The 17,809-nt window shown below is 68.2% G+C and carries 16 protein-coding genes; 7 read left to right on the forward strand and 9 right to left on the reverse strand.

Features of this window, described 5'->3' with window-relative positions:
- Positions 1-30 precede the first annotated feature (30 nt).
- Positions 31-717, reverse strand: a complete 687-nt coding sequence (locus AC0IX4_RS11555) for a metal-dependent transcriptional regulator (RefSeq protein WP_042572644.1) — start codon at positions 715-717, stop codon at positions 31-33.
- A gap of 141 nt (positions 718-858) precedes the next feature.
- Here AC0IX4_RS11555 and AC0IX4_RS11560 point away from each other — a divergent pair, with 141 nt between their 5' ends.
- Both AC0IX4_RS11560 and AC0IX4_RS11565 read left to right on the forward strand, forming a co-directional pair.
- Positions 859-2,121, forward strand: a complete 1,263-nt coding sequence (locus AC0IX4_RS11560) for an acetoin utilization protein AcuC (RefSeq protein WP_042572645.1) — start codon at positions 859-861, stop codon at positions 2,119-2,121.
- A gap of 46 nt (positions 2,122-2,167) precedes the next feature.
- Complete coding sequence (locus tag AC0IX4_RS11565; protein ID WP_471829310.1) at positions 2,168-4,837, forward strand: bifunctional acetate--CoA ligase family protein/GNAT family N-acetyltransferase; 2,670 nt, start codon at positions 2,168-2,170, stop codon at positions 4,835-4,837.
- Positions 4,838-4,886: 49 nt separating this feature from the next.
- Here the strand turns inward: AC0IX4_RS11565 and AC0IX4_RS11570 are convergent, their stop codons facing one another.
- The 3 genes from AC0IX4_RS11570 to AC0IX4_RS11580 form a co-directional block, all read right to left on the reverse strand.
- Entirely contained in the window at positions 4,887-5,855 is a 969-nt protein-coding gene (locus AC0IX4_RS11570) for a sigma-70 family RNA polymerase sigma factor (protein WP_471829026.1), read from the reverse strand.
- A 148-nt stretch (positions 5,856-6,003) separates the two neighbouring features.
- Complete coding sequence (locus tag AC0IX4_RS11575) at positions 6,004-7,551, reverse strand: DUF7782 domain-containing protein (protein ID WP_471829027.1); 1,548 nt, start codon at positions 7,549-7,551, stop codon at positions 6,004-6,006.
- Positions 7,552-7,585: 34 nt separating this feature from the next.
- Entirely contained in the window at positions 7,586-8,008 is a 423-nt protein-coding gene (locus AC0IX4_RS11580; protein ID WP_082042788.1) for a DUF3099 domain-containing protein, read from the reverse strand.
- Between the two features lie 93 nt (positions 8,009-8,101).
- Between AC0IX4_RS11580 and AC0IX4_RS11585 the strand changes: the two genes are divergently transcribed.
- Positions 8,102-8,338 (forward strand): DUF3039 domain-containing protein, encoded by a 237-nt coding sequence (locus AC0IX4_RS11585; protein WP_027505173.1) that lies wholly within the window; start codon positions 8,102-8,104, stop codon positions 8,336-8,338.
- Here AC0IX4_RS11585 and AC0IX4_RS11590 read toward each other — a convergent pair.
- Positions 8,311-9,501 (reverse strand): YihY/virulence factor BrkB family protein, encoded by a 1,191-nt coding sequence (locus AC0IX4_RS11590; RefSeq protein ID WP_442970424.1) that lies wholly within the window; start codon positions 9,499-9,501, stop codon positions 8,311-8,313. The genes AC0IX4_RS11585 and AC0IX4_RS11590 overlap by 28 nt on opposite strands.
- Positions 9,502-9,708: 207 nt before the next feature.
- Between AC0IX4_RS11590 and AC0IX4_RS11595 the strand changes: the two genes are divergently transcribed.
- On the forward strand, positions 9,709-11,469 hold the full coding sequence (locus tag AC0IX4_RS11595; protein WP_471829028.1) for a DEAD/DEAH box helicase: 1,761 nt from the start codon (positions 9,709-9,711) through the stop codon (positions 11,467-11,469).
- Between the two features lie 104 nt (positions 11,470-11,573).
- Here the strand turns inward: AC0IX4_RS11595 and AC0IX4_RS11600 are convergent, their stop codons facing one another.
- Entirely contained in the window at positions 11,574-11,774 is a 201-nt protein-coding gene (locus AC0IX4_RS11600; protein ID WP_042572649.1) for a DUF7455 domain-containing protein, read from the reverse strand.
- Between the two features lie 254 nt (positions 11,775-12,028).
- On the opposite strand from AC0IX4_RS11600, the gene AC0IX4_RS11605 reads away from it, so the two are divergent.
- Positions 12,029-12,964, forward strand: a complete 936-nt coding sequence (locus AC0IX4_RS11605) for an EamA family transporter (protein ID WP_471829311.1) — start codon at positions 12,029-12,031, stop codon at positions 12,962-12,964.
- Positions 12,961-13,308, forward strand: a complete 348-nt coding sequence (locus tag AC0IX4_RS11610; protein ID WP_042572650.1) for a DUF952 domain-containing protein — start codon at positions 12,961-12,963, stop codon at positions 13,306-13,308. Before AC0IX4_RS11605 ends, AC0IX4_RS11610 begins: the two co-directional genes overlap by 4 nt.
- 22 nt (positions 13,309-13,330) lie before the next feature.
- On the opposite strand, the gene AC0IX4_RS11615 is transcribed toward AC0IX4_RS11610, so the two are convergent.
- Complete coding sequence (locus AC0IX4_RS11615) at positions 13,331-14,671, reverse strand: RNA polymerase sigma factor (RefSeq protein WP_471829312.1); 1,341 nt, start codon at positions 14,669-14,671, stop codon at positions 13,331-13,333.
- Between the two features lie 266 nt (positions 14,672-14,937).
- Entirely contained in the window at positions 14,938-15,750 is an 813-nt protein-coding gene (gene ppgK / locus AC0IX4_RS11620; RefSeq protein WP_056074643.1) for a polyphosphate--glucose phosphotransferase, read from the reverse strand.
- Positions 15,751-15,895: 145 nt separating this feature from the next.
- Between ppgK and AC0IX4_RS11625 the strand changes: the two genes are divergently transcribed.
- The gene (locus AC0IX4_RS11625; protein ID WP_471829313.1) at positions 15,896-16,825 is read left to right on the forward strand and encodes an inositol monophosphatase family protein; all 930 of its coding nucleotides are present in this window, start codon (positions 15,896-15,898) and stop codon (positions 16,823-16,825) included.
- A 3-nt stretch (positions 16,826-16,828) separates the two neighbouring features.
- Here AC0IX4_RS11625 and cei read toward each other — a convergent pair whose 3' ends face one another.
- Positions 16,829-17,509: an envelope integrity protein Cei gene (gene cei / locus AC0IX4_RS11630; RefSeq protein ID WP_056074645.1), complete on the reverse strand. Its 681-nt coding sequence runs from the start codon at positions 17,507-17,509 to the stop codon at positions 16,829-16,831.
- Positions 17,510-17,809 lie beyond the last annotated feature (300 nt).

Consider the following 17,809-nt stretch of genomic DNA (forward strand, 5'->3'; position numbering starts at 1 on the left):
ACTCCTTGCAGCAGTGACAGAGCGAACGGATCAGAGGGAACGGACCTGGACGGCGTGTGCCATCTCCTCCGAGATGTCGACGTCGTCGTGACCCGGCACGGTGATGGTGACGACACCGGACGAGACGGCGACCGTCACACGGGCGTCGGGAACCACACCTGCTTCGCGCAGCCGCGCGATCGTGTCGGGATCGGACTGCACGTATTCGGCGAGGCGGCGAACCACCACGGCCGTGGGCGATCCCGGTGGGATGTCGCTGAGCCGCACCAGGTCTTCCGGCTGTTCCGTCGGACGCGAGGATCCCAGCAGATCGAGGCCGGGGATCGGGTTGCCGTACGGCGAGGTGGTCGGGTTGTCGAGCACCTCGACCAGTCGGCGTTCCACCTCTTCGCTCATCACGTGCTCCCAGCGGCACGCCTCCGCGTGGACGTCTTCCCACCGCAGCCCGATGATGTCGACGAGCAGTCGCTCCGCGAGGCGGTGCTTGCGCATCACCGAGACCGCGAGTTCGCGGCCCTTGTCCGTGAGCTGCAGGTGCCGGTCACCGGCGACCAGCAGCAGTCCGTCCCGCTCCATGCGAGCCACCGTCTGGCTCACCGTGGGGCCACTCTGCTCGAGGCGCTCGGCGATGCGGGCGCGCAGCGGTACGACACCTTCTTCTTCCAAGTCGTAGATGGTCCGGAGATACATCTCGGTGGTGTCCACCAGATCCTTCACAATCACACCCTTCGTCGGTGTGTGATTCTACCGGTACGGAGCCGCGCACCGTGGTGCGCCGTGTCGGCCGCGCGGGCGGTCGTCGATCGGGTGTCCGCGAGTTGCGGACGAACGTGGAATCGGACACGTAGGTTGAGGAACATGACCCTGCAGTCCCCGAGCACGCAGTCGCCACCGGGACAGCCCGCTCTGGTCTGGAGCGCGGACTACCTCAACTATCGGTGGAGCGACGACCACCCCATGAATCCGACCCGCCTGGCCCTGACCATGGACCTCGCGCGCGGCATCGGACTGCTCGACGGTGCGGAACTGGTCCCACCGGTCGCGGCGACGGACGGTGATCTCCTGAGGATCCACACGCCTGCCTACGTCGACGCGGTCAAGCGAGCCCCGACCGATCTGCCCCTCGGTGCGCGGGCTACCGACGTCCTGCACGGGCTCGGGTCCGAGGACAACCCCGTCTTCCCCGACATGCACGAGGCGAGTGCGGTCATCGCGGGCGGAACCCTGACCGCGGCGCGTGCCATCGCCTCGGGACGGTCGCGGCGAGCCGTGAGTATCGGCGGCGGAATGCACCACGCCATGGCCGACTGGGCATCGGGCTTCTGCGTCTACAACGACGCCGCCATCGCGATCTCGTGGCTGCTGGACAACGGCTACGACCGCATCGCCTACATCGACGTCGACGCGCACCACGGCGACGGTGTGCAGGCGGCGTTCCTCGCCGATCCTCGCGTCATGACGGTGTCGGTGCATCAACACCCGGCGACCCTCTGGCCGAACACGGGATGGTCCACGGAAGTCGGAGCCGAGTCGGCCGAGGGGACCGCCGTCAACGTTCCGGTACTGCCCGGAACGGGAGACCGGTTGTGGCTCAGAGCTTTCCATGCCGTCGTGCCGGGCGCTGTGGCTGCGTTCAAGCCGCAGATCATCGTCAGCCAGTGCGGGGTCGACAGTCACCGCGAGGATCCGCTGGCAGATCTCGGGCTGACAGTCGACGGGCAGCGCGCAGCGTTCGTCGCCATGCGCGATCTGGCGGACCGGGTGTGCGAGGGGCGCTGGCTGGCCGTCGGTGGAGGCGGCTACGGCCTCGTCCGCGTCGTGCCGCGAGCGTGGACACATCTGCTCGCCGCCGTGCTCGACCGGGACATCGACCCCGGCACTGCGATTCCCGAGGACTGGCACGAGAAGGTGCGCCTCGCTGCCCCCAGCATCGACCTCCCGTCGACGATGAGCGACGACGGAGACGTGGAGTACCCGCCGTGGGACGGTCCGGGTGGATCTCCCGAATCGGGAATCGAGCACATCGACCGTGCGATCCAACGGATCGACACCGCGATCGTCGCTACCCGGCGTGCCGTCTTCCCACTTCTCGGACTCGACCCGGAGGATCCTCGTGACTGACGAGACCGTGCCGGACACGAACCGGCCGCCCCCCGAGCAGAAGTCCGTGGATCCCAAGGCCGCCGAGCGGGAGCGGGCCGCGAACTACCCGCGTCACTGGGCCGCCGACGTCCTCGCGTCGGACGGACGCGTCGTGCACCTGCGGCCCATCGTTCCGGACGACGCCGACGCCCTGGTCGAATTCCACGGGAAGCTGTCCGAACGCACGCGGTACCTGCGCTACTTCGGCCCGTACCCGACCATGCCCAAGCGCGACATCCTGAACTTCACCACCGTGGACCATTCGTCCCGCGTCGCCCTGGTGGCGACTCTCGGTGACGAGATCATCGCCGTCGGACGCTACGAGCGGCTCCCGCAGGGTGACGGCAATTCCGCCGAGGTGGCCTTCGTCGTGGCCGACACCCAGCAGGGCCGAGGACTGGGGCCGATTCTGCTCGAGCATCTCGCGGGCGCCGCCGCGGAGAACGGAGTCCGCCGGTTCGTCGCGGAGGTACTGGCCGAGAACCGCAACATGGTGACGGTGTTCCGGCAGGCCGGTTATCAGGTCAACCGTAGTTTCGACGGCGGCGTGCTGAGCCTCGACTTCGACATCGACCCCACCGACGCACTGGTCCAGGTCCGTAACTCCCGCGAGGGTGCCGCAGAGGCGCGCAGCGTGCGCAACGTCCTCCGGCCGAGATCCGTGGCCGTCATCGGAGCGTCGACGGACCCCGAGAAGGTGGGCAATGCCGTGCTCACCAATCTGCTCCGCGCGTCGTTCACCGGTCCGGTCTATCCGGTCAACGCCGAACACACCTCGGTGCGGGGCGTCCGCGCCTACGCCACCGTCCGCGACATCCCCGACGAGGTGGACCTCGCCGTCGCCGCGGTGCCGTCCGACCAGATCGATGCGGTTCTCGACGACTGCCTCGCGAAAGGCGTGAAGGCCCTCGTGGTCGTGTCGTCGGGCTTCGGCGAGACGGGCGAGGACGGTCGCGCGAACGAACGGCGACTCGTGCACTCGGCGCGAGCGCACGGCATGCGCCTCGTCGGCCCCAACGCCCTCGGTGTCGCCAATCTGGATCCCGCCGTATCGCTCAACGCGACCCTGGCGCCGAACCTGCCGGGTCGGGGACGTGTCGGGTTCTTCTGTCAGTCCGGTGCGCTGGGAATCGCGATTCTCGCGCAGGCCTCCAAGCGACTTCTCGGGCTGTCCACGTTCGTCTCCGCCGGCAACCGTGCCGATCTGTCCGGCAACGACCTGCTGCAGTACTGGGACCAGGACGAAGCGACCGAGGTGGTTCTGCTCTATCTGGAGAGCTTCGGTAATGCGCGCAAGTTCTGGCGGCTGGCACGGCGGGTGGCCAGGACCAAGCCGATCGTCGCGGTGAAGAGCGGCCGAGGCGCGGTACCGCCCGCTCTGGCCACCGGACACGACATCGACGACTCGATCGTCCGGGCGCTGTTCGAGCAGGCCGGGGTCATCCAGGTGGACTCGATTCCCGAACTGTTCGACTGCGCGATCCTGCTCGGGTACCAACCGCTGCCGGCGGGGCCCCGCGTCGCCGTCGTCGGCAATTCCACCGCGTTGGGAGTTCTCGGAGTCGACGCCGCGCGCGACAGCGGCATGCAGGCACCCGAGCCCGTCGACGTCGGCGCGCAGGCCACGCCCGAGGAGTTCGCGGACGCCGTCACGACCGCACTGCAGTCCGACGACGTCGACGCGGTGCTCGCCGTCTTCGTGCCTCCGGTCGCCGTGCGTGTCGAGTCGTTCGCGGAGGCTCTGGCCACCGCGGTGCGCGGCGCCACCAAGCCGGTCCTGACGACATTCCTGGCCGCGGAGGGAATCCCCGACGTCCTCGCGGTCCGCGGCGACGACGGCACACCCATCCGCGGGTCGGTGCCGTCCTACCCGGACCCCGCTCGGGCAATCAATGCGTTGCACAAGGCGTGGAGATACGCGGCCTGGGTCGATCGGCCCGCGGACAAGACGACCCGCCCCGCCGGGGTCGACGCCGACGCCGCGCGTGCGCTGGTCGCCGGCTGGATGGAGACGAGTCCGTCGGGACGCTGGCTGTCCGACGTCGAAGCGGCGCAGTTGCTCCGGTGCTATGGGGTCGACATCGCCGACTTCCGCACCGTGACCGACGAGTCCGAGGCAGTGGAGGCGGCGCGTGAACTGGGTGGTCCGGTGGCCGTGAAGGCCACCGGCGACCAGTGGCGGCATCGGCCCGACCTCAGCGGGGTCCGCCTCGACGTCGTCGGTCCGGAGGCCGTCGGCCGTGCTTACCGGGACTTGTTCGAGGCATCGGGCACGCCGGTGATGCATGTGCAGAAGATGGCCACGAAGGGGATCGGCTGCCTTATCCGCGTGCAGGACGATCCGTCGTTCGGCTCGCTGGTGTCGTTCGGCTTGTCCGGAATCATGTCGGATCTGCTGGGAGATCGCGCGTACCGGGTCCTGCCCCTGTCCGAGCGCGAGGCCGCGGAACTCGTCGACGCCCCGCGAGCCGCTCCGATGCTGTCCGGTTACCGCACCGCGTCTCCGGTGAACAAGAACGCGCTGGTGGACGTCATGCTTCGGGTATCGACGCTGGCCGACGATCTGCGCGAGGTGCGCGAACTGGTGTGTGACCCGGTGTTGGCGTCACCCAGCGGCGCCGAGACGACGGATGCGCGCATCCGGATCGGACCCGAGCCCAGCCGCATCGATCTGGGTCCGCGCAGACTTCGGTGACACACGACGAAGGCCCCGGCAATTGCCGGGGCCTTCGGTGATCGATGTGTCAGCTGGCGTAGGAACGCAGGCGCTCGGCCCGATCGCCTTGGCGCAGCTTGCCCATGACCTCACGCTCGATCTGACGGACGCGCTCGCGCGAGAGTCCGAAGATCTTGCCGATCTGGTCGAGGGTGCGAGGCTGACCGTCGTCCAGGCCGTAGCGGAGACGGATGACCTGCTGCTCACGCTCGTCCAGTGTGCCCAGGACACTGCGGACGTCGGTGTGCAGAAGGCCGGCGATGACGGCGTTCTCGGCGGACGTCGCTTCGGAGTCTTCGATGAAGTCGCCGAGAGGCGCTTCCTCGTCGCTTCCGACCGGCATGTCCAGGCTCACCGGGTCGCGGCTGTGGTCGAGGAGGTCGGCGATCTTCTCGACCGGGATGCCGGACTCCTCGGCCAACTCGTCGTCGGTCGCCTCACGGCCGAGCTGCTGATGCAGCTCACGCTTGATGCGGGCGAGCTTGTTGACCTGCTCGACGAGGTGGACGGGGAGCCGGATGGTGCGGCTTTGATCGGCCATGCCGCGCGTGATGGCCTGGCGGATCCACCACGTGGCGTAGGTGGAGAACTTGAAGCCCTTGGCGTAGTCGAACTTCTCCATGGCGCGGATCAGACCGAGGTTGCCTTCCTGGATCAGGTCGAGGAGCGGCATTCCGCGGCCGGTGTAGCGCTTGGCCAGCGAGACCACGAGTCGGAGGTTGGCTTCGAGGAGGTGCGCACGTGCGGACCGGCCCTCGCGCACCACGAGCGCGAGGTCACGCTTCTTGGCGGGAGTCAGGCGCTTGCCGGTGGCGAGAACATGGGTCGCGTAGAGGCCCACCTCGATCTTCTTCGCCAGATCGACCTCTTCGGCGGCAGTCAGCAGTGCTGTACGGCCGATCCCGTTGAGGTAGACGCGAACGAGGTCTGCAGCCGGGCTCTGGGCATCGAGGTCGGCGTCACTCGGTCGAGGGCGAACGGTGGTGGGGCTGGTCATGACGTGCCTCCTGATCGGTGGTGTCTCACTGATTCCAACGCTGAGACACGACAGAAAAGTTCCCGAACGGCGCGGCCACCAAACGCCCTGAGCTGGGGTTTCTGCATCCGAGCCCTGAGAAGTTGCTGAGAGAAACGACCCCCAGCGCTCAGGACGTACCACCAGCGGGCAGAACGAGGCCGTGGACGACCAGACCGGCCACCAGGCGGGTGACCGGTTCGGCGAGCTCCGCGGCGTCCACGCCCCGAGCCGCGGCGAGGAGCTCGGTCAGATCTCCCAGCGTCAGACCGTCCGCCCGCATGCCCGCCAGGAGCGCTGCTCCGTCCTCGTCGATCTCGTGGTGCCACGCCGGACCGTCGCCGCGGTGGACGCGGCGGACGACGGTGTTCCACCCACCCTCGTCCGCGGGTGTCGCCACGTCCTCCAACGCGGTGGTCGCGGAGACGACGAATCGCTCGTCCATGATGTCGTGGGTCCGGAGCCACTCGAGTCGGTCGAGGACGTCCAATGCCTCGTCGCCGAGAGGGTCGACGAAGCCGTGCGTGAGATTCTCCGCCAGCACGCTCGTCGGGCGATCCGTCGCACGCAGGTAGACGAATCCGAATCCGATACCGGTCACGCCGGCGTCGTCCAGATGGTCGAGCCATCGGGACGCCGTGACGTCGACGGCGGGGTCGCGCAGGTCGAGTCCGCCGTCCCGAAGCCAGGTGCCGACGTAGAGGGCGGGGTCGGCGACGTCGCGCTGGACGATCCACGCGTCGATGCCGTGGGCCGGGAGCCACGAGGACACCCGCGAACGCCAGTCCTCGCCGTCCACGTGCAGCCATGACGCGAGAAGGGATGCCACACCACCCGGCGCCAGATGGTCCGGCGCGGTGCTCACCACGAGCCTGCTCGCGCCGTCGAGGTCGAGACCGGAGTCGCGGTAGGAGTGGGTCACCGCGCCGGAGCCGACGACGAACGGAGGGTTGGCCACGATGCGGTCGAACGATCGTCCGGCGACCGGCTCGAACCACGACCCGCCGACGGTCTCGATGTCGAGTTCGTTCAGGGCGGCGGTCATGCGGGTCAGAGCGACTGCGCGTTCGCTGACGTCGGTCGCGGTGACGGTCGACGCGTAGGGCGCGGCGTGCACCGCCTGGATGCCGCATCCGGTACCCATGTCGAGAACGCTCGGTGCCGGGCCGTCGACTCTGGTCGGTGTGCCGCGGACCAGCGACAGCGATGCCTGACCGACACCGAGGACGTGGTCGGAGCCGATGTCGACGGCGCGGGTGCTTCCGTCGATGTCGGACACCACCCACCGCGTGCCGGATCCCAGATCGAGCGGCCGGATGTCGAGAAGGCTGCGTACCGTGTCGCCGTGCACCTCGAGGATGCCGGCGCGGGCAGCGAGATCGATGTCGAGAGGAGCGAGCGCCGTCGACACCTCGCCACGCGGGAGGTCGTCGGCGATGAGGAAGAGCCGGATCAGGGTGCCGAGGTCGCCGAGGCGACGGCACATTCGGCGGACGGGAGTCGGCTCACCACGCCCCATCGCGGAATGCACGTCGTCACCGAGGGCGTCGAGAATGCCGTCCGCAGTGAAGCCGACCCGGTCGAAAGCTCGCCGCAGTGTGGGCGCGAGTTCCAGGAGCAGGTCGGCGTCGACGGGCGTGGAGGCGGGTGGGCCGGAGGGATCGCTGAGGCTCGTCACACCTGAAGTGTCTCAGCAGGAGCCGGGCGGGCCGTCAGTGGAGAGTGCGGCGCTCGGCGATCGCCGGGGACGAGATCTCGGACGAGTCCACATCGATCGTCTCCACGTCGACGACCGGGTGGCTGCGTGCTTCGAGCGCGGAAGAATCCGTCGCGCTCCAGCCGTACCGGCTCGGTTCGTCGGACGTCCGCGGCGGACGGTCGTTGGCGATCAGCACGGCCATCCACGGAAGCGGGATGGACGCACCGACGATCGCCATGGCGATCCACGGGTTCTGCCACGCGCTGTAGGCCAGTGCGGCCAGCACGAGGGCGGGTATGCGGAAGGACATGATGAACAGGTATTTACGCACGCGCGCTCGGTGCTGTTCTTCGACCGACGTTCGTGCCTCGGTGATCAGTACGGCGTCGCGAACACTGTCGCGGGCGGACTGACGAGAAGAGCCGTCTTGTGCCATGACTCCACTCTGTCACTACTGAACGAACTGTGCAGTAATCCTGGTGGTGACATGTCCGACGCCCGAGACGGGAACACACGTCATAATCGATGAATGAGCACGCAGACCAAGGAACGTCCCGACGTCAGTACCGACGAAACGACCGACGACGACACACCGAAGTTCTTCCACTACGTGAAGAAGAACCGCATCGCGGAGAGCGCGGTGATGGGCACCCACGTCGTCGCCCTGTGCGGGGAGGTGTTCCCGGTGACCAAGTCGGCCAAGCCGGGCTCGCCGGTGTGCCCCGACTGCAAGAAGGTCTACGACGGCTTGCGCAAGGGCGAATGACCCGCACCCGACGTTGTCGACCCTGACGTTGTCGACCCCGAAGTTGTCGACCTTGGGGCTGCCGACCCGGTGTCGTCTCCGGTCCGATCCGCACGAGTGATGCGGATCGGGCCGGTGGCAAGGCGCCCGAGTGCGGTGGCCGCGGTGGAACTCGGGTCTGTCGCCTTGTCGGCGATCCATCCCTTCACCTGTTCGAGTCGAGTCGCGCGCGCCGGCCAGAACTCCTGGACGGTCGCGTTGAACTCTGCGCCCAACACGACGGCGAACCCCAGGAAGAACGTGAAGAGCAGGAATGCGATCGGTGCTGCGAGCGCGCCGTAGGTGTATCCGGTGCCGGTGACCCAGCCGAGGTAACTGCGCAGGACGGCGCTCGCGAGCATGAAGAACACGCCGGCCAGCAACGACCCGCCCAGCAGGCGATGCCACGGCAGGGACTTGTGCAGCGCCACCTTGTACAGCGTCGTCAGGCCCACGATCAGCAGCAGTCCCACGCCCGGGTAGTACGCGACGTCGATCACTCGCGAGCCGATCTCGAACCACGACGGCGGCAGGACCCGCCCGACGATCGTGGGGCCCAGTGCGACCAGGGGCAGCACGAACACGGCGACGACCAGGAATGCCACGTAGAGCAGCAACGCGAAGATGCGCTGCCAGATCGGGTTGCGCGCGTCCTGCTGCCCGTGTGCCTCGACGATGGAATCCACGAAGGTGGAGATGGCGGACGACCCGGCCCACAGTGAGAGCAGGAAGCCCACGGACACCACCGGGCCGTGACCGCTGTTGAGAATGTCGGTCAGGGTGGGGGCGATGATCTCGTCCACCACGTTGTCGCTGAACAATGTCGAACTGAAGGTGACGATCTTCGATTCGATGATGTCGAGGGTGTCCGGCCCGAACCATCCGGCGATGTAGGTCAGACTTCCCAACAGCGCCAGCACCAGGGGCGGCAGCGAGAGCGTCTGCCAGAACGCGGCCGTGGCGGATTTACCGAAGATCGAGTCGTCCCACGCCTTGTCCGCGGTCCGCGCGACGACGCGCCACGCTGTGCGCAGCGGTCTGCCCGCGACAGGTCCCGACGTGCGGTCGGAGTCTGCCGCGTCGGATGTGTCGGCGGGGGAGTCCATGATGACCTCCAGCATGGCCCACCGGGCTGCGGCAGGCATGCCCGACCGCCGGGTGTGTCGCGAACGATCGTGCGAATTCGCGGTGTCGGCACCGTCCCGCGGGTGATCTGCGGGTTGGGTTCCGTGCCGGTGTCCGCGATACGCTGGCCGACGGATGTGCACACGAGACGACGAACCGAACGGGAGTTCCATGCCACGGGTGGACCACATCCTTTCGCCGGACGATGTTCGGATCGAAGGACGTTCATGACAGCCGAGACAGGCGAGAAGCTCGGCGGCGCAGCAGGTTTGCCGGTGGCCGCGCAGTCGGGTGTCACCCCTCCGCCGCTGCGAGCCTGGCAGAGGCGGGCGCTGACCAAGTACCTGTCGGCCGGACCGCAGGACTTCCTGGCGGTGGCGACGCCCGGTGCCGGAAAGACGACGTTCGCCCTCCGGGTCGCACTCGAACTGCTCAGCGACCGCACTGTGGATCAGATCACCGTCGTCGCACCGACCGAGCACCTCAAGCACCAGTGGTCCGAGGCAGCCGCGCGCGTCGGTCTCGCGCTCGATTCACGGTTCTCCAACAGCACGGGTCAGACGTCGACCGACTTCCACGGCATCGTCGTCACGTACGCACAGGTGGCCTCGCACCCCACCCGCCACCGCGTGCGGACCGAGAATCGCAAGACATTGGTGATCCTCGACGAGATCCACCACGGCGGCGACGCGAAGAGTTGGGGCGAGGGCATCCGGGAGGCATACGGTGACGCCACACGTCGCCTGGCGTTGACCGGAACTCCGTTCCGCAGCGACGACAGCCCCATTCCGTTCGTGAACTACGAGCCCGACGACGAGGGACTTCCGCGCTCGCGTCCGGACCACAGTTACGGCTACGCGGACGCTCTCGCCGACGGCGTCGTCCGCCCGGTCGTGTTCCTCGCCTACTCGGGAGAAGCGCGCTGGCGCAACAACGCGGGCGAAGAGTTCGCCGCGCGACTCGGTGAGCCGCTGAGCGCCGAACAGACCGCTCGCGCATGGCGCACCGCCCTCGACCCCTCGGGTGAGTGGATTCCGTCGGTCCTGACGGCTGCCAACACCCGTCTGCACCAGCTCCGGGTGGGCGGTATCCCCGACGCCGGCGGACTGGTCATCGCCTCCGACCAGACGACGGCACGCGCCTACGCGGGCATCCTCGAAGCGGTGACGGGGGAGACGCCCACGCTGGTGCTGTCGGACGAGACGACGTCGTCGGCCCGGATCGCCGAGTTCGGCGCCGGAACGTCCCGCTGGATGGTCGCCGTGCGCATGGTGTCGGAAGGCGTCGACGTACCGCGCCTCGCTGTCGGCGTCTACGCCACCAGCGCCTCGACGCCTCTCTACTTCGCCCAGGCCGTCGGTCGCTTCGTGCGTTCCCGTCGCAAGGGCGAGACGGCAAGCGTCTTCCTCCCGTCGGTGCCGGTCCTGCTCGACCTGGCCAGTCAGCTCGAAGCCCAGCGTGATCACGTCATCGGCAAGCCGCACCGGGAGAAGGACGGACTCGACGACGATCTCCTCGCCGACGCCAACAAGCAGAAGGACGAGCTGGGGGAGGACGAGAAAGCGTTCACGTCGCTCGGCGCGGACGCGGAGCTCGACCAGGTGATCTACGACGGGTCGTCGTTCGGCACCGCGACGTTCTCCGGAAGCGACGACGAAGCCGACTACCTGGGTCTGCCCGGCCTGCTCGACGGCGATCAGATGCGCGCGTTGCTCCGCAAGCGTCAGGACTCCCAGCTGGCCACCCCGACACCCGAGACCGCTCCGCCCCCGGTGTCGCTTCCGCCGTCGGGTCGCAGTGCTGACGCGGCGCGTCTCGCCGAGCTGCGCAAGGAGCTCAACGGCCTCGTCGCCATGCAGCATCACCGGACCGGCAAGGCCCACGGCATCATCCACGGCGAACTGCGTCGCACCTGCGGGGGACCGCCGACGGCCATCGCCACGGCAGAGCAGTTGACCGAACGGATCGCTGCCCTGCGGGCGTGGTGACCACCGCTCTGCCCAGAACCCTGCAGGCATGACGAAGGGCGATCACCGTGATGGTGATCGCCCTTCGCGTGTCGTTCAGGAGTCGGACCGTGGTCACACGTGAATCACGCCATGGCGTCGGAATCCGCATCCGCGACGATCGTCGCGTTCATTTCGAGCAGACGAGCTTCGTGCTCGTTCCCGTGGTGGCGGCAGAACAACAGTTCTCCACCGCCGGGGAGTACGGCGCGAACCCGTGCTCCCGCTCCGCAACGATCACACCTGTCGGCAGCGGTGAGGGTGGTGTCGGTCAACAATCCGGGCATGACTCCTCCGTACTGACCGTGACTTCACGGTCCTGGGGTCGGTCCGCCACGTCGGTTCGACGCGGTTCGTTCACTCTTACAGACGTACGGGCTTCGTGCGTTGTTCCCACGCAGGTAACTGTGTGTTGTCACTTACACGAAACACACTGGTCGAGCCGGTATCGGTCGATGTCCGTTCGCTCAGGGCAGAAACGGCCGGGCGACGACCGGTCGCCGGGCGCCGTGTCGGCGTCGATGGATACGGTGCTCGTGTGGTGGAGACGGGGACGACACGGCGCGCAGGGTCGACCCGCGCGTTCCCTCCGTGGTCGGTGCCGTTCGTCTTCGTCGTCGGCGCAGTGTGCCAGTACCTCGGCGCGGCCATCGGGGTCTTCCTGTTCGACACCACCTCACCTGCCGCCGTCGCGTGGCTGCGCGCCGCGGGCGCCGCGGTGGTTCTGCTGGCCTGGCGTCGACCCTGGCGGACGCGATGGACGCGGCGGACCATCGTTGTGGCCGGAGGCTTCGGCGTCGTCACCGTGGGAATGAACCTCGCGTTCTACGAAGCGATCGCGCGAATCCCGTTGGGCACCGCGGTGGCGATCGAATTCCTCGGGCCGGTCCTGGTGGCAGCGCTCGGCTCGCGGCGCGCCCGTGACGTGGCGGCACTGCTTCTGGTCGTGGCCGGCGTCGCGCTGGTGGCCGGGGCGCGGTTCGATGTCGGACTGCCCGGCGTCGGGTTCGCGCTGCTCGCCGCGGGACTGTGGGCCGGATACATCCTGCTGGGGAAGAGCGTCGCCGATGCGGGTGACGGACTGGATTCCCTGGCGGTCGGGATGGCCGTCGCGTCGGTCGTGCTGGCCCCGCTGGCGCTGACGCCACAGATCCTCGACGACGCCGGCGTCTTCCTCACCCCGTGGACGTGGTTGCTCGGACTCGGCGTCGGAGTCATGTCCAGTGTCATCCCGTATGCGCTGGATCAAGTCGTGCTGCGGACCGTCGGCCGCGCACGCTTCGCGCTCCTGCTCGCTCTGCTCCCCACGACGGCCACGGTGGTCGGCGTGGTGGTGCTGCGGCAGGTGCCGTCCGCCGGGGAACTCCTCGGCATCGCACTGGTGGTGGTCGCCGTCGTGCTGAGCGGAATCGAACGGCGAGCGGTCCCCGACCACGACACGATCACGCACCCGACACCGGAGAAGGAACCACGATGACCGAGATACTCGTCCACATGTGCACAGAGGCGGAGTGGCAGGAGAGCGTGACTGCGGGCGTGGTGGCACCGCCGTCGCTGCAGGAGCAGGGTTTCGTGCATCTGTCGACACCGCAGCAGGTGCATCTTCCGGCCAACCGGTTGTTCTCCGGGCGCCGCGACATCGTGCTGCTGGCAGTGGAACCCGCACGGCTGAACGCGCGGTTGGAGTGGGAGCCGGGCGTTCCCGGCGATCCCGAATCGATGCTGTTCCCGCACGCCTACGGACCGATCCCGCTCACTGCGGTGGTCGACGTGCAGCCCTACCTGCCCGGCGACGACGGGACGTTCGTCGCCGCCGGGTGAGGTGGTCCGATCGGACTGGAGGTCAGTCCAGGTAGTCGCGCAGAACCTGCGAGCGACTGGGGTGACGCAACTTGGACATGGTCTTCGACTCGATCTGACGGATGCGCTCACGCGTCACTCCGTAGACCTGACCGATCTCGTCGAGGGTCCGCGGCTGACCGTCGGTGAGGCCGAACCGGAGACGGACCACGCCGGCTTCGCGCTCGGACAGCGTCTCGAGAACGGACTGCAGCTGATCCTGGAGCAGCGTGAAGGAGACCGCGTCGACGGCAACGACCGCTTCGGAGTCCTCGATGAAGTCACCGAGCTGGCTGTCGCCCTCGTCGCCGATGGTCTGGTCGAGGGAGATCGGCTCGCGAGCGTACTGCTGGATCTCCAGCACCTTCTCGGGAGTGATGTCCATTTCCTTGGCCAGTTCCTCGGGAGTGGGCTCGCGGCCCAGATCCTGGAGGAGCTCACGCTGGATGCGACCGAGCTTGTTGATGACCTCGACCATGTGCACCGGGATGCGAATGGTGCGGGCCTGGTCGGCCATCGCGCGGGTGATGGCCTGACGGATCCACCAGGTGGCGTACGTCGAGAACTTGTAGCCCTTGGTGTAGTCGAACTTCTCCACTGCGCGGATCAGACCCAGGTTGCCTTCCTGGATGAGGTCCAGGAACGCCATGCCGCGGCCGGTGTAGCGCTTCGCCAGGGAGACCACGAGGCGCAGGTTGGCCTCGAGGAGGTGGTTCTTGGCGCGGTTTCCGTCGCGGCAGATCCAGTTCATGTCACGGCGCTGGGCGACGGGGAGCTTCTCGCCCTTCTCCGTCGACTCGGCCATCAGCTGCACGGCGTACAGACCGGCCTCGATGCGCTTGGCCAGCTCGACCTCTTCCTCGGCGTTGAGGAGGGCAACCTTGCCGATCTGCTTGAGGTAGGCACGCACGGAGTCTGCGGATGCGGTGAGCTCCGCGTCCTTGCGAGCCTGACGCAGCGCTTCGGACTCTTCCTCGTCCCAGACGAAGTCGCCCGACGCCTTGTCCTCGGGCGTGGGGTCGGTCGCGGTGTCGTCCTCGGCCTCGTCACCGACGGCGACGACCTCCACGACATCGGACTCGGCGGCGAGTTCGCCTTCCGGCACGTCGAGGTCGGCGATGTCCGCGGTCGGCTCGTCCGCGTCGTCGGGTGCGTCGCCGGCAGGGGCCGTCGCCTTCTTGGCGGCAGTCTTCTTCGCTGCGGCCTTGCGAGGCGCAGCCTTCTTGGCCGCGGCCTTGCGGGGCGCGGCTTTCTTCGCGGGGGCCTTCGCAGGTGCGATGCCGGCCGCGGTTCCGTCGGTCGACGCGCTCTCGTTGCCGGTCGCGGACTCGGTTTCTGCGGGCAGACCGGAGGTCGGCCGGGGATCAGCGGGGAGACGGATATCGGTGGCTGCCACGTACGCCCTTTCGTGACGGTGTCGTGCGGCGTCACGCCAGAGTGTTCTTCCGGCGGAGAGGTCTGTGGATTTCCCGGTGTGAAGCCGGGGCGTGGACCATTGTAACGACCGCCGCGAGTACGCAGCACCAACGCGCGCGACGGCCGCGAAGTTCCCGATGCCCGACGGGTGATGCTCGGATCACATCTCGGGACGCGCCAGGTCGTCGCCGCAGGTCAGGGCGCTACGCCCGACTGCGCGGCCAGTGCGGCACCGACGATGCCGGCAGCATTGCGCAGTGTCGCGGCCTCGACAGGCGTCCTGTTGGTGAGCAACGGGATCCACTTCTCGGCCTTCCGGCTGATACCGCCACCCGCGATGAAGAGGTCCGGCCAGAACAGATCCTCGATGCGTTCGAGGACGAGGGAGACCTCCTTGGCCCACGCCTTGTAGGACAGACCGTTGTCGTCCTTGACCGACGACGCGGCGCGGTGCTCCGCTTCCTTGCCGTGCACTTCCATATGGCCGAGTTCGGTGTTGGGCAGCAGGATGCCGTTCTGCAGGATCGCCGATCCGATCCCGGTTCCGAAGGTCAGCAGAATGACGACGCCTTTCGAATCCTTGCCGCCACCGAACTTGTCCTCGGCGATCCCGGCGGCGTCGGCGTCGTTGAGAACCGTCACCGACCGACCGCCGAGGTGCTCACGGAACAGGGCGCCGGCGTCGGTGCCGATCCACCCCTTGTCGACGTTGGCCGCGGTGCGCGCCACGCCTCCGGTGACCACACACGGCAACGTGATGCCGACGTCGCCCTTCCAGTCGAAGTGCTCCACGATCGTCGTGACGGTCTCGGCGACGGCCTTCGGTGTGGACGGCTGGGGAGTCTCGATCTTGAAACGCTCACCGACCAGTTCGCCCGTCGACAGATCCACGATGCCGCCCTTGACGCCGCTTCCGCCCACGTCGACGCCGAAGCCGTGTCCCTCGGGATGCGAGCCGGTCTTGTCGGCGATGGACACCGGACCGGGTGCTGGCTGGTCGTTCGTCATGGCAGAACTCCTGGTGGCGTGCGTGAGCGTGGCTGGACGGCGTGTCGGGGTCGATCCTGGTGCGCGAGAATCACAGTAGTTGTTTCCCGTAGCCGTGGTCACGCGACGTCCGGCAGCCGACGGTGGCGTACCGATCGAGGGTCGGATGTGTTCGGATGGACGGGTGACTTCGCATACGGGCGAGCCCCGGGACGACTCCGCGACATCGCTGGATCCGGAGGTGTTGCGACGCATCGCCGTCGACATCGCCCGCGAGGCCGGCGCGCACGTCCGTCGCCGGCGGCCCGAGGTGTTCGGTCGTGGACTGTTCGGGCAGGAGGTCGACGTGGCCGCCGACGCCGTCCAGTCCAAGTCGACCCCCACCGATCCCGTGACGGTGGTGGACACCGAAACCGAACACGTCATCCGTGACCTGCTGTCGCGTCTGCGACCGGACGACGCCGTCCTGGGCGAGGAGGGTGGCGGAGACTCGGTCGCCCCGTCCGGTGTCCGGTGGGTCCTCGATCCGATCGACGGCACCGTCAACTTCCTCTACGGCATCCCGGCCTACTCGGTCTCCGTCGCGGCCCAGATCGACGGCACGTCCGTCGCCGGAGCTGTCGAGGACGTCGTCGGGCGTCGGACCTATGCGGCCTCCACCGGATCCGGCGCGTGGGAATCCGAGGACGGCGGTGAGTGGAAAAGATTGCAGGCCAACGACATCGACGACGTCTCGCTGGCGTTGGTGGCGACGGGGTTCGGCTACGACTCGGCGCGTCGACGTCGCCAGGGGGCGATCATCGCGGACCTGCTTCCCGAGGTTCGGGACGTCCGCCGCATCGGGTCGGCGGCGCTCGACCTGTGCATGGTCGCTGCCGGCCGTGTCGACGCCCATTTCGAGCACGGCCTGAGCCCGTGGGACTGGGCAGCGGGAGCGCTCATCGCGGCCGAGGCCGGGGCGCGTGTGATCACTCCGTCCCCGCATTCGAGGAGCGACGACGGCGAGGTGACCGTCGCCGTCGCCGCGGGTGTGTCCGAGAAGTTCGTGGAGCTGCTGGTGCGACTCGGTGGGCGAGAGGCGATTCCGAAGGGCTGACCGTCAGCAGTCGACGGTGTGGGCGGCGGCCAGCAGGTCGATGTCGAGGGTGGGAGCAGGTGCACCCGGAGCCACGTCGGCGAGTGAGCGCACGACCTCCTCGCCGTCCGTGTTCGGTTGCAGCGCACGGAAGTTCGTACCGAGTGCGAGGTCGACCGTGTCGTCCTCGCGCGTGTCCTGGACGAATTCCGCGCACGGCGCGACCAGGGCGACCGTTCCGGCGGCCGCGATACCGGCCGGCCCGAAGCGGATCTGGGCGATGCACTGCATGTTCTGGTCGACGTAGACCGGGTCGTTACCGACCTGGACGTCCGGAGCGCTCGCGAATCCGAAATCGCTGAGGTCCGCCGCGATCTCGGCAGCCTGCCCGCCCTGACCGTTCGCGTTGAACACGCGGACGCGGGTGTTCGCCAGCGGCGCCGGTTGGGTGTCGGTGACCACCGTGGCGTCGACCTTGGTGCCGGGTTCCGCGGGGGCGGGTGCGGCCGGATCCGAGGGGGCCTGCGGGGCGTTGCACGCCACGGCGTCCGTGCTGGTCTCGGTCGCGGTCAACACGCGGATCCACACCGCGGCGCCGGCGAGCGCCAGGACGAGAAGCACGATGAGGATCGGGGCGGGACGACGGTGGGCGAACGGCCGACCCTTGTCGTCCGTCGACGAGCCGTGAGTGATGAGTGAGACCACGGAAGCGTGCCCTTCTGCTGATGCATGGCGCCGGCGGGATGTCCCGACCGCGTGTCCCGATCACTGTAGTGGGAGCCACCCGCCTGTGACGCGCGACGCACGGCGTCCGGGAACGGACGGGACACTGCGTGCGTTGGGGCGGATGACAGTGGGACAAGTGCAGGTCTGCAGCACCGTTCGGAGGCCGTGACACGCGGTGGGAGCAGGGTGTTTTCCATCGGGGGTCACGGTCGGCTATTGTCTGGCGGCCCGGAGGATCGAACACACGGCTCGGTCGGGCTCTTCGACCGCAGTGGACGT

The sequence above is a fragment of the Rhodococcus sp. AC861 genome (genome assembly GCF_979256035.1).